The organism is Rhodococcus sp. Z6_132 (assembly GCF_058133635.1).
This window is the reverse complement of the sequence record NZ_JBYUNP010000002.1, coordinates 618,773-630,256: the sequence shown is the minus strand read 5'-3', so window position 1 is coordinate 630,256 and position 11,484 is coordinate 618,773. Positions and strand designations below refer to the sequence as shown.

The following is an 11,484-nucleotide window of genomic DNA, read 5'->3' as shown; positions in this document are numbered from 1 at the left end:
GGGCATACTCGGTGCCGCCATGACCACTTCCCCGCGCCGCACGGTCCTCATCGCCGACGACGACCGCTACAACCGTCGCGGCATCAGCGAGATCTTCGCCGCCACCGACGACATCGTGGTGGTCGGCGAGATCGAGGACGGTGACCAGGCGGTCGACGCGGTCACCCGGTTGCGCCCGCACGTGGTGCTGATGGACCTGAAGATGCGCCGGACAGGTGGTCTGGACGCCACCCGGGAGCTGATGCGGCTGCCCGCCCCGCCCAAGGTGGTGGCGATGACCGCGCTGGACGTGGACGACCTGGTGGTGCAGGCGATGGCCGCCGGCGCGCACAGCTTCCTCAGCAAGGACGAGCCGCCGGAGATGTTCCAGCTCGCGGTGCGGGTCGCCGCGGCCGGCAACATGGTGTTCAGCCCGGAGTCGCTGCAGCGCATCATCGCCGCCGGTGGTGGGGGCTCGCAGCTGCCGTCCACCACTGACCTGGCCGTGCTGACCGATCGAGAGCGCGACGTGCTGGCGGCGCTGGCCGTCGGTGACTCCAACTCAGACATCGCCCGACGGCTCTACCTGGGCGAGACCACGGTGAAGAGCCACGTCTCGGCGGTGCTGGCCAAGCTGGGCGTGTCCAACCGGGTGGGTGCGGCCCTGGTCGCCTTCCGGGCTGGCCTGGTCAGCTGACGCCCGCGGAGCTCACCGCCGACGAGGTCCGCGCGCTGCGGCTGCGGGCGCACCGGTTGTCGGGCGCGCGCTGGGGCACGGCGGTGGCGGCGACGCGACACCTGCTGGCGGTGCAGGCGCAGAACCTGGGCGACGCCGGCTGGACGCTGGGTCTGCGCACCACCGGGCTCACCGAGCCAGCCGTGGCCGCCGCACTCGCCTCGGGTGAGCTGGTGCGCACCTGGACGATGCGCGGGACGCTGCACCTGTGCGCGCCGGAGGACGTGCGGTGGCTCCTCACGCTGCTGGGGCCACGGGCCTACGGCGGCCGGTCCACGCTCTGGCGCAGCTGCGGGCTGGACGAGCAGCAGCTCACCCGGGCCCGCCAGGTCGCACGCGTCGAGCTCGCGGGCGCCCGGTTGGTCGCTCGGCCCGCCCTGCTGGGCGCCCTCGCCAACGCCGGTGTCCCGACCGCTGGGCAGGCAGGCTCGCACGTGCTCCGCTACCTCGCCGAGAGCGCCACCCTGGTGCCCGGCCCGCCGAGCGGGCGCACCCCCACCTTCGCGCTGCTCGACGACTGGGTCCCCGCCGGTCCGGCGCCCACCCGAGAGGGGGCGTTGGCGCGGCTCGCGGTGCGCTACGTCGCCGGACACGGGCCGGCGACCGCCAGGGACCTGGCCTGGTGGAGCGGGCTGCTGCTGCGGGACTGCCAGCACGCGCTGCGCCTGGCCGGTGACGAGCTGGCCGAGGTGAGCGTGGCCGGGGAGGCCCACCACGTGAGCGCGACCCTGCTGGCCCGGTCCGCGGACCCCGCACCGCGGGTGCACCTGCTGGCGGGCTTCGACGAGTACCACATCGGCTACGCCGACCGGCGGCTCATCCTGGACGACGCCCACCGGGCCACCGTCGGCCCGGCCAAGAACGGTCTGTTCCGGTCGCCGCTGCTGGTGGACGGCACGATCGCCGGCACCTGGAGCCGCACCCTGCGTGCCCGGTCCGTGGAGATCACGGTGGACCCGTTCGGTGAGCTGCCGCCGGAGCTGGCCGCGCCGGTGGCGGCGGCCCGTGCCGCCCACGCGGCCTTCCTGGAGCGGGCCGAGACCGCCCCGACCGGCTGAGCCCGGGGCTCAGTCCTCCTGGTCCAGCTCGGCCATGACCTCGTCGGTCAGCTCGACGTTGGAGAAGACGTTCTGCACGTCGTCGGAGTCCTCCAGAGCGTCCACCAGCTTGAAGATCTTGCGGGCGCCGTCGGCGTCCACGGCCACGCTCATCGAGGGCTGGAAGCTCGCCTCGGCGGAGTCGTAGTCGATGCCGGCGTCCTGCAGCGCGGTGCGCACGGCCACCAGGTCGGTGGGCTCGCTGACCACCTCGAACTTCTCGCCGAGGTCGTTGACCTCCTCGGCGCCGGCGTCCAGCACCGCCATGAGCAGGTCGTCCTCGTTCAGCTCGCCCTTGTCCAGCTGCACCACGCCCTTGCGGCTGAACAGGTACGACACCGAGCCAGGGTCGGCCAGCGTGCCGCCGTTGCGGCTCATCGCGGTGCGGACCTCGCCGGCGGCGCGGTTGCGGTTGTCGGTGAGGCACTCCACCAGCAGGGCAACGCCGTTGGGGCCGTAGCCCTCGTACATGATCGTCTGGTAGTCGGCGCCGCCGGACTCCTCACCGGCGCCACGCTTGCGTGCGCGCTCGATGTTGTCGTTGGGCACCGACGTCTTCTTGGCCTTCTGGATGGCGTCGTAGAGCGTGGGGTTGCCGTCCGGGTCACCGCCACCGGTGCGGGCCGCCACCTCGATGTTCTTGACCAGCTTGGCGAAGGCCTTGCCGCGACGGGCGTCGATCACGGCCTTCTTGTGCTTGGTGGTAGCCCATTTGGAGTGACCGCTCATCGGTGCGCGAACCTTCCCCACTCTTCGGTGCAGCGTGTGCTTGCTTCAGTCCAGTCAACCGATCCTAGCGGGGCGTGCACCCCCGGCGCCGTCCCCGCGGGGGCTCTCCCACCCTCAGGCACGCGCGACGATCATCTGCACGAAGTGCTGGTGCACCCGGTGGTCGCCGGTCACCTCGGGGTGGAACGACGTGGCCAGCACGTTTCCCTGCCGCACCGCCACCACCCGGTCCACCGCCTCGGGCTCGGCCTCCGGGCTCGGCGGCACCGAGGCCAGCACCGTGACTCCGTCGCCGGTGCGCTCCACCCACGGGGCGCGGATGAACACCGCCCGCACCGGACCGTCGTCGATGCCGTCCACCGTCAGGTCGGTCTCGAAGGAGTGCACCTGCCGGCCGAAGGCGTTGCGTCGCACGGTGATGTCCAACCCGCCGAGCTGCACGGCGTCGGCGCGGGTGTCCAGCACCTCCGAGGCGAGCAAGATCATGCCGGCGCACGAGCCGTAGGCGGGCATGCCCTGCGCCAGGCGCTCGCGGATGGGCTCGAGCAGGTCGAACACCTGCAGCAGGCGGCTCATGGTGGTGGACTCCCCGCCAGGGATCACCAGGGCCTGGACACCGGCCAGCTCGGACTCACGACGGATCGTCACGGGGTCGGCGCCGGCGGACTCCAGTGCCGTGAGGTGCTCTCGCACGTCTCCCTGCAAGGCCAGCACACCGACGGAGGGGCGCACGTTCACGGGCCATATCGTAGAGAGCGTGACCGTGGGCCCCTCCGGCGCACCGCACTTCCGGGCGGTGAGCCCCGACGCGCTGGCGGCCGAGCTCGTCGCGCTGTGCCTGCGGGTCGAGCAGCACGGCCCGGCGCTGCGGGTGCTGCTCGACGGCGCCGACGCTGCTCGCCCGGCGGAGCTGGCAGTGGCGGTGGCCGAGCTGCTGCGCGCCGCGGGCCGACCCTGCGCGGTGGTCGACCTCCGGTGGTGGCTGCGCCCGGCGTCGCTGCGCCTGGAGCACGGGCGCACCGACGCCGACAGCTACCGCGACGAGTGGTTCGACCTGGCGGCGCTGCGCCGGGAGGTGCTCGACCCGCTGGGCCCGGGCGGCACCGGGCAGTGGCTGCCCACGCTGTGGGACCCGGCCACCGACCGGGCCACCCGCGCGGCCCGGCTCCGCTGCGGGGAGGGCCAGGTGGTGCTGGTGGCCGGGCCGATGCTGCTGGGCCGCGGCCTGCCCGCCGAGCTGGCGGTACACCTGCACCTGAGCGAGGCGAGCCTGCGGCGACGGGTCACCGACGAGCTGGCGTGGACGGTGCCCGCACTGGTGGCCCACGAGCGCGACGCCGACAGCGACGCCGTGGCCGACGCAGTGGTGCGTACCGACCATCCCGACCGCCCGGCCCTGCTGGTCCGCTAGCGCGCCTGCGCCGGGCTCAGCAGGGACAGCTGGGCCACCAGCCCGCCCTCGACGTGCACCACCGGACCCAGCCGGCGCCCCGGCTGGTGCGGGTCCCACAGCTGGTAGCTGCCCGACACGAGCTCGGGGTACACCGCGGTGAGCCCGCGGGTGCCGTCCGGAGCCGCTCGCACGTGCACGCCGGTGTGCCCGACAGCCCGCGTGCTGCCCGCGTGTGAGATGTCGATCTCGGTGCCGGCGAAGCGATCGGGCAGGTGGACCACCAGCGCGCCGATGTCGCCACCGATGTCGAGCACCACCGATCCGCCCTGCACCTGCTGCTGTTCCACGTCGGTGCTCCTAGCTGCCTGGCGCGTAGGGGCGCGGCATGGTGGCGAACCCGCTGTTGGGGATGTTGAGGTACGGGAAGCTGCTCAGCAGCGGCCCGTTCTCCTGGCCCGCGTAGTCGCCGAGCAGCGCCACGGCGAGGTCGGGCACGTAGCCGGAGTCCACCACCGGGATCGTCGCCCCGGCGACAGCCCGCAGCTCGACGTCCGCGACGTCGTCGGGCACGCGACGGCCATTCGGAAAGCCGGCCAGGTCGCCGACGAGCACGCCGTACTCGCGCAGCGCGGTGGCCGGCGGGATGGCCATGTTCAGCCGCACCAGGTCGGCGAGCACCGGGCCGGTGTAGTTCTGGAAGCCCGGCACGAGGCCCTCGGGGAAGCCGGTGAGGAAGATCCGGACCAGGTCGTTGCGGTCCTTGGTGTAGGCGCGCAGGTTGTTGAAGACCAGCGGGTACAGCTCGGGCAGCCGCCGGGCGAGCTCCGGCTGCAGCACCCGCTCCAGGAAGGTGGCGTCGTTGGTGGGCGAGCTGGCGTTCCACAGGTCCTTCTGCCCGATGCCGATGAGCAGCTCGTTGAACAGCGGGTTGGCCAACCGGGAGACCTGCTGCCAGGCGCCCATCCCCACCCGCCTGCCGTCCTCCTCCACGCTGGTCATCGCCTGGCGGCTGGCCGAGGCGTAGACCCCGATGACCGAGCTGGGCGCCATGACGTCGGTGGGGTTGCTGCCGTCGACGGCCAGCAGCGTCTTGGGCAGCTGCAGCGCGATGGTGTGCACGTTGAGCCCGCGGAAGGAGTCCACACCCGGGGCGGGGAACAGTGGGCCGGTGTGCAGGAACTGCAGCGGCCGGATGTCGTCGAGGTCGAACACCGCACCAAGGTCGACGAAGAAGGCGTCGGCCCGCTGGCCGGCGAACACCGTGGCGCCGTCGCTGAGCTGGCGGATGGCCGGCGGGACGTACTGCGGGTAGCTCGGCGTGGAGTGCACCCCCACGTTGCAGGGCGGGGACGGGATGTCGTCGCCGACGACGGTGCTCGTGCCGTCCTTGAGCACCTTGGTGACCGTGTAGGTCTGGCGCCGGTTGAGGTTGGCGTAGGTGGTGGCTCCGGAACCGTTCGGGTCCACCGACACGGTTCCGAGGTTGTACATGAACGAGCCCGGGTCGGCGTAGGTCTCGGTGAAGCGGAACTGGTAAGTGATGTCCGGCCGTTGCCCCTCCGCGGTGATCGGCGTGTTGAAGACGTGGATCTCGTAGAGCACGTCGTCGCCGAAGACGAAGAAGTTGGGTCCGCCGTCGGGGTTCTGGAACGGGATGAAGTTGGCGAGCAGGGTGACGGTGTCCGGCCGGTCGGGGCTGACGAAGGCGTACACGTCGGTGTTGTCGGCGACGGGGTCCTGGGAGATCTCCGGGGCTTCGCGGTGCGAGGACATCTCTTACCTCTTCGGTCGTGGTCTGGTCACGCGGGAGCCCGCCGACACGACGGTCGGCAGAGTGGGGAGGCTGCCCGGAGCTGGGCAGGAGGTGGGCTGAGCGGGGCGCGGCGTCAGAGCTGCGCGGTGGGCGCCTCGTGGGTCAGCCGGGCGGCCAGTGCCTTGTCGGTCAGCGTCGACGACTGCTCTCCGTGCATCACGGTGAACTCGCCGGTGCTGGCGTCGCGCAGCAGCAGCACCACCGGCCCGTCGAGCTGCTTGGCCCGGGCTGCAGGCTCGGCGTGCGCCGTGCCCGCCAGCACCGCGCCCGGCACCGCGGAGGCCGCTCCCACCGCGACCGCGCCCAGCGAGGCCGTGCGCAGAAAGCTCCGACGATTGGTCTCAGCCATGTGAATGCCTCTCGATCAGTGCAGACGGGTGCTCGAGGAGTCGATAGGTGCACGCGGGCAGACCTGTTCGGCGCACAGAAAACAATTCATCGACACCCGCCGGTAAAGATCATCTCCCGGCACCCGACTCATCCCCCGTGGCCTGGTCAAACGAACAACCCGGCACCCGCAAATAGTGACACTCGACACAGCATTCGGCAACAGAAAGAATGCCGGTTGGCGGCGCATTCGGCCGAATTCTCTGGGGCACCGGCGAATTGCGCCAGAAATTGCGTCGGCGCAGCGAGGATCAGGCCACGCCGGCCAGGCGCAGCAGCGCGGTGGTGCCCGCGGCCACCAGCACCACCACCACGAACGGGGCTCGTCGCCACAGCGCCAGCAGACCCGCACCCACGCCGAGCACGCGCGCCCAGCCGCCGAAGGAGGACCCGTCGAGCACGGCTGAGGTGACCGCCAGCGACAGCAGCAGCGCGGTCGCGGCCAGCCCCAGCAGCCGCACCACGCGCGGTGGCACGTGCACGCGCCGACGCAGCAGCCCGCCGGAGACCCGGATCAGGAACGTGCCCGCGGCGAGCAGCCCGATCACCCACCAGCTGACCGGGCTCATCCGCGCAGCTCCCGCCAGGCCAGGACCACGCCGCACAGCCCCGCGAGCACGCCCACGCCGGCCGGCAGCAACGGGGTGAGCACCAGGGCCACGACGGCGCCGGCCACCGCCACCCGGCGGTCCAGGCGGTCGCGCAGCGCCGGGGCGACGAGGGCGAGCAGGGCCGCGGGGAAGGCGGCGTCCACCCCGAGCGCGTCGGGATCGCCCAGCAGGTTGCCGCCGAGCGCACCGATCACCGTGCCCAGGTTCCAGGCGAGGAACAGCAGCACCCCGGCGACGGCGAAGGCCAGCCGGGCGTGGGCGCGGTCGGGCTGGGCGCGGGTGAACGCGGTGGCCTCGTCCGTCATCAGGTGCGCACCCACCAGGCGCCGCCACCCTGAACCGGAGAGCACGTCGGCCAGCACCAGGCCGTAGGGCAGGTGCCGGGCGTTGAGCACCAGGCCGCCGACGATCATCGCCACCGGGCCTGCGCCGCCGGCCGCGGCGGCGAGCACCAGGAACTGCGCGCCCCCGGAGTACAACAGCAGCGACATGGCCACCGTCTTGGCCACCGAGAGCCCGGTGGCCACTGCGACCGTGCCGAAGGACAGCCCCACCAGCGCGATGGCCAGCAGCAGCGGGGAGAGCCGCCTGGTGACCTGCCAGGGTGTCGGCAGGCCACCAGGGTGGTCGGGCGTCCTCGGCTGCTCGGGTGAGGCTGGTTCAGACAATCCGGAGGGGGCTACCAGCCGCGGGTGGACAGCCGGTGGTCCACCGGCAGCTGCTCCACGTTGATGCCGACCATCGCCTCGCCCAGGCCGCGGGAGACCTTGGCCAGGGTGTCGGGGTCGTCGTGGAACGTGGTGGCCTTGACGATGGCCTCCGCGCGCTGCGCGGGGTTGCCGGACTTGAAGATGCCCGAGCCGACGAAGACGCCGTCGGCGCCCAGCTGCATCATCATGGCCGCGTCGGCCGGGGTGGCGATGCCACCGGCGGTGAACAGCGTGACGGGCAGCTTGCCCGCGGCGGCGACCTCGGCCACCAGCTCGTAGGGGGCCTGCAGCTCCTTGGCGGCGACGTAGAGCTCGTCGGCGCGCAGCGTGGACAGCCGGCGGATCTCCGCGGAGATGGTGCGCATGTGCATGGTGGCGTTGGAGACGTCCCCGGTGCCGGCCTCACCCTTGGAGCGGATCATGGCCGCGCCCTCGGTGATGCGGCGCAGGGCCTCGCCGAGGTTGGTGGCACCGCAGACGAAGGGCACGGTGAACTGCCACTTGTCGATGTGGTGGGCGTAGTCGGCCGGGGTGAGGACCTCGGACTCGTCGACGTAGTCCACGCCCAGGCTCTGCAGGATCTGCGCCTCGACGAAGTGCCCGATGCGGGCCTTGGCCATCACCGGGATGCTGACCGAGGAGATGATGCTGTCGATCATGTCCGGGTCGCTCATCCGGGAGACGCCGCCCTCGGCGCGGATGTCGGCGGGGACGCGCTCCAGGGCCATCACGGCCACGGCGCCGGCGTCCTCGGCGATCTTGGCCTGCTCGGCGGTGACCACGTCCATGATGACGCCGCCCTTGAGCATCTCCGCCATGCCGCGCTTGACGCGGGCCGTGCCGGTTCCGCCTGCGGTGGACGGCTGAGGGGTGCTGGGCTGAGCGGTGCTCACGGTGTACTCCCGATCTCCTGCTGAGGCTTGGTGCCGGTCAGGCTCCATCGTAGGGGTTGGCGCCGACGTCCTCCGCCGACGTCCTCCGCCGGCGTCCGGCTCAGGGAATGCGCCTGAGCACCGGGCCCGGGGCGTCCGGTCCGGCCGTCGCCGCCGCGAGCGCCTCCGGCAGCAGCGCGGGCAGGCCCGGGGGGTACACCTGCTCCCCGCGGCCCTCCAGCTCGACCAGCTCCTCCGGGGTGCACCAGCGCGGCTGCGCGAACACCCGCTGCTCCAGCTCGGTGTAGCCGTCGGTGTGCGGCAGGAACGGCGGCACACACGCCGCGAAGTACGTCTCGGCCGCCTCCACGGTGCGGCCCTCCAGCTCCAGCACGGTGCGCCGCCACCACAGCGGTCCGCGCAGCGCCGCGACGTCCAGCCGGTGACCGGTCTCCTCGGCCACCTCGCGCACCCCCGCCTCCACCAGCGACTCCCCCGGCTCCAGCCCTCCACCGGTGGTGATCCAGTAGTGGGTGTCCGGGGCGGTGGTGCTGGCTCCGCGCAGCATGAGCACCCGGCCGTCCGGGTCGAGCAGCAGCACCCGCGCGGCCGGGCGCTGGGGCGGGGCGGTCGCGTCGGCGACCTCGGCCTCGGCGATCTCGAAGTAGCGCGGTTGCGGCGCGGTGCCGCCCAGGCGGAACCAGCGCACCAGCCGTCGGCTGCGCAGCGCCTGGGTGTCGCGCACGGCGTCGTTGTAGAAGCGGCGGGCCAGCAGCACCCGGGTCTGGGCGTCGGCCAGCTCGGCGGCCAGCTGCGGCGAGAGCTGGTCCACCGGCACCTGGTCCAGCGCCACCGACAGCGCGTTCTCCACCGTCTCGCGGCGCTCGCGGTCGGTGCGCTCGGCCCCGGCGGCCAGGCTGGTGAGCCGGCGGCCGTCCACCCGGGCACCCGGGGGCACCGCGAGGGCCACCGAGCGGGCCACCACGGCGCGCCGGGACAGGGCCGCCTCCAGCGCGATCCACGCCGAGTCCAGGCGCACGTGCAGCCGGTCGAGGCGGTGGGCGGTGCCGTAGCTCCACAGGGCGGCCAGCGCCACCAGTACGACCAGCGCCACGACCAGCAGCAGGGTCCAGGTGCTCACTGGTCCACCTCGTGCACCCGGTCGCGGCCGGCGGTGACGGTCTCGTAGACCTGCATCACTCGCTGGGCCACCACCTGCCAGTCGTAGCTCTGCACCGCCTCGCGCCCGGCGGCGACCAGCCGGGCGCGGCCCGGGGCGTCGCCGAGCATCTCGTGCAGGTGCCGCGCCCAGGCGGCGGAGTCGCCGGTGGGCACCAGCCGTCCGGCGGCCCCGTCGTTGAGCACCCGGCGGAAGGCGTCCAGGTCGCTGGCGGCCACCGCGGTGCCCGCGGACATGGCCTCCACCAGCACGATGCCGAAGCTCTCGCCGCCGGTGTTGGGTGCGCAGTAGACGTCGGCGCTGCGCAGCGCCGAGGCCTTCTCCTCGTCGCTGACCCGCCCGAGCAGCACCATCCGGCGGGACACCGCGCGGCCGGCGGCCTTGCGCAGCGCCGCCTCGTCGCCACCGCCGACCACCAGCACCTGCAGGTCGGGGTGGGCGGCCACCAGCTGGGGCAGCGCACCCAGCAGCACGGGCATGCCCTTGCGCGGCTCGTCGTAGCGACCGACGAAGGCCAGCGTGCCGCCCTCGCGGGGGAAGCCCGGCAGCGGCTGCGCGTCGGCGAAGGCGCGCACGTGCACGCCGTTGGGGATGAGCACCGCGTCGGAGCCGAGCGACTCCACCTGCCAGCGCCGGGCCAGGTCGGACACCGCGATGCGGCCGCTGATCTTCTCCAGGAACGGCTGCAGCACCGGCTGGAAGGTGCTGAGCACCCGCGATCGGGTGGTGGAGGTGTGGAAGGTGGCGACGATGGGACCGTCGGCCACCGCCATCGCCCACATGGACAGGCTCGGCGCGTTGGGCTCGTGGATGTGCAGCACGTCGAAGGAGTTCTCCCCGATCCAGCGCCGCACCTTCGCCCAGTGGCTCGGCCCGAAGCTCAGCCGCGCCACCGACCCGTTGTAGGGCACGCCGATGGCCTTGCCGCCGTTAACCACGTACGACGGCAGCTGCGTGCCCTCCTCGGCCGGGGCCAGCACGCTGACCTCGTGGCCCTGGTCGATGAACACCGCGGCCAGCTCGGCGATGTGCGCCTGCACGCCGCCGGGCACGTCGAAGGAGTACGGGCAGACCATCCCGATCTTCATCGCTGCCCCGCCGCCTGGTCGGCGTGCCACAGCGGTTGCAGCATGTGCCAGTCGGCCGGGTGGGCGGCGATGCCCTCGGCGAATCGGTCGGCCATGGCCTGCGTGGCGGCCTGCACGTCCAGGGCGGGGTCGACCGGCGGGTGCACCCGCATCCGCCACCCGTGCGGGGTGTACCAGCAGTGCGCCGGCAGCAGCGCCGCCCCGGTGCTGCGGGCCAGCCGCGCCGGACCCGCGGGCATGGTGGTCTTCTCGCCGAAGAAGCTGACGGTGATGCCCACGCCGCTGAGCTCGCGGTCGCCGAGCAGGCAGATGACGCCGCCGGAGCGCAGCCGGCGGACCAGCCCACGCACCGGTGACTCCGCACCTCCGGTGAGCGGGAGGATCTCGAAGCCGAGACTCTCCCGGTAGGCCACGAAGCGCTGGAACAGCCGCTCCGGCTTGAGCCGCTCGGCGACGGTGGTGAAGGTGCCGTGGGTGGCCGCCAGCCACACCCCGGCCACGTCCCAGTTCCCGCTGTGCGGCAGCGCGACGACGACGCCCTTGCCCCGGACCAGGGCGGCGTCCAGGTGCTCCCGGCCCTCGATGTCGGCGGTGATGCTCGCGGCCAGCGCCGCCTTGTCCATGGCGGGCAGCCGGAACGCCTCCCGCCAGTAGCGGCCGTAGGAGCGCAGCGACTCGCGCACCAGCTGCTCGGGCACCTCCTCCGGGGTGACGCCCAGCACCCGGGCCAGGTTGCGGCGCAGCTGCTGGGTGCCCGGACCGCCCCGGCGCGCGGCCAGGCCCGCGCCGGCGTCGGCGAGGCGGGCGGCCACCGACTCCGGCAGGGCGCGCACCACCCGCCATCCCGCCGCGTACCCCAGGTCGGCGGCGCGCTCAGCTGCCCGCACGG

The 11,484-nt window shown here is 73.1% G+C and carries 14 protein-coding genes; 3 read left to right on the top strand and 11 right to left on the bottom strand.

Annotated features, from left to right (window positions below; genetic code table 11):
- Positions 1 to 19: 19 nt before the first annotated feature.
- Entirely contained in the window at positions 20 to 676 is a 657-nt protein-coding gene (locus AC3YO9_RS09630) for a response regulator (RefSeq protein WP_489982981.1), read from the top strand.
- Between the two features lie 83 nt (positions 677 to 759).
- Positions 760 to 1,773, top strand: coding sequence for a winged helix DNA-binding domain-containing protein (locus tag AC3YO9_RS09625; protein ID WP_489982980.1), 1,014 nt, complete (start codon positions 760 to 762; stop codon positions 1,771 to 1,773).
- A gap of 9 nt (positions 1,774 to 1,782) precedes the next feature.
- Here AC3YO9_RS09625 and AC3YO9_RS09620 read toward each other — a convergent pair whose 3' ends face one another.
- Positions 1,783 to 2,541: a YebC/PmpR family DNA-binding transcriptional regulator gene (locus AC3YO9_RS09620; protein ID WP_489982979.1), complete on the bottom strand. Its 759-nt coding sequence runs from the start codon at positions 2,539 to 2,541 to the stop codon at positions 1,783 to 1,785.
- A gap of 114 nt (positions 2,542 to 2,655) precedes the next feature.
- Positions 2,656 to 3,273: a pyridoxal 5'-phosphate synthase glutaminase subunit PdxT gene (gene pdxT, locus AC3YO9_RS09615; protein ID WP_489983453.1), complete on the bottom strand. Its 618-nt coding sequence runs from the start codon at positions 3,271 to 3,273 to the stop codon at positions 2,656 to 2,658.
- Positions 3,274 to 3,298: 25 nt separating this feature from the next.
- Between pdxT and AC3YO9_RS09610 the strand changes: the two genes are divergently transcribed.
- A complete protein-coding gene (locus AC3YO9_RS09610) occupies positions 3,299 to 3,952 on the top strand; it encodes a nucleoside/nucleotide kinase family protein (RefSeq protein WP_489982978.1) in 654 nt (217 codons plus the stop codon).
- Here AC3YO9_RS09610 and AC3YO9_RS09605 read toward each other — a convergent pair.
- The 9 genes from AC3YO9_RS09605 to AC3YO9_RS09565 all read right to left on the bottom strand — a co-directional run bounded on the left by AC3YO9_RS09605 (position 3,949) and on the right by AC3YO9_RS09565 (position 11,482).
- Positions 3,949 to 4,281 carry a phospholipase gene (locus tag AC3YO9_RS09605; RefSeq protein WP_127783233.1) on the bottom strand — a complete coding sequence of 111 codons (333 nt, stop codon included), beginning with the start codon at positions 4,279 to 4,281 and terminating at the stop codon, positions 3,949 to 3,951. The genes AC3YO9_RS09610 and AC3YO9_RS09605 overlap by 4 nt on opposite strands.
- A gap of 10 nt (positions 4,282 to 4,291) precedes the next feature.
- Entirely contained in the window at positions 4,292 to 5,707 is a 1,416-nt protein-coding gene (locus AC3YO9_RS09600; RefSeq protein WP_489982977.1) for a DUF4331 domain-containing protein, read from the bottom strand.
- Between the two features lie 113 nt (positions 5,708 to 5,820).
- Positions 5,821 to 6,096, bottom strand: a complete 276-nt coding sequence (locus AC3YO9_RS09595) for a twin-arginine translocation signal domain-containing protein (protein ID WP_127783236.1) — start codon at positions 6,094 to 6,096, stop codon at positions 5,821 to 5,823.
- A 289-nt stretch (positions 6,097 to 6,385) separates the two neighbouring features.
- Positions 6,386 to 6,703, bottom strand: coding sequence for an AzlD domain-containing protein (locus tag AC3YO9_RS09590; RefSeq protein WP_489982976.1), 318 nt, complete (start codon positions 6,701 to 6,703; stop codon positions 6,386 to 6,388).
- A complete protein-coding gene (locus tag AC3YO9_RS09585; protein ID WP_489982975.1) occupies positions 6,700 to 7,413 on the bottom strand; it encodes an AzlC family ABC transporter permease in 714 nt (237 codons plus the stop codon). Before AC3YO9_RS09585 ends, AC3YO9_RS09590 begins: the two co-directional genes overlap by 4 nt.
- Before the next feature lie 11 nt (positions 7,414 to 7,424).
- Complete coding sequence (gene pdxS, locus AC3YO9_RS09580) at positions 7,425 to 8,396, bottom strand: pyridoxal 5'-phosphate synthase lyase subunit PdxS (protein ID WP_489982974.1); 972 nt, start codon at positions 8,394 to 8,396, stop codon at positions 7,425 to 7,427.
- Positions 8,397 to 8,448: 52 nt separating this feature from the next.
- The gene (locus tag AC3YO9_RS09575) at positions 8,449 to 9,468 is read right to left on the bottom strand and encodes an NUDIX hydrolase (RefSeq protein ID WP_489982973.1); all 1,020 of its coding nucleotides are present in this window, start codon (positions 9,466 to 9,468) and stop codon (positions 8,449 to 8,451) included.
- On the bottom strand, positions 9,465 to 10,595 hold the full coding sequence (locus tag AC3YO9_RS09570) for a glycosyltransferase family 4 protein (protein WP_127783244.1): 1,131 nt from the start codon (positions 10,593 to 10,595) through the stop codon (positions 9,465 to 9,467). The genes AC3YO9_RS09575 and AC3YO9_RS09570 overlap by 4 nt, the downstream gene beginning before the upstream one ends.
- The gene (locus tag AC3YO9_RS09565; protein WP_489982972.1) at positions 10,592 to 11,482 is read right to left on the bottom strand and encodes a phosphatidylinositol mannoside acyltransferase; all 891 of its coding nucleotides are present in this window, start codon (positions 11,480 to 11,482) and stop codon (positions 10,592 to 10,594) included. Before AC3YO9_RS09565 ends, AC3YO9_RS09570 begins: the two co-directional genes overlap by 4 nt.
- Positions 11,483 to 11,484: the final 2 nt, after the last annotated feature.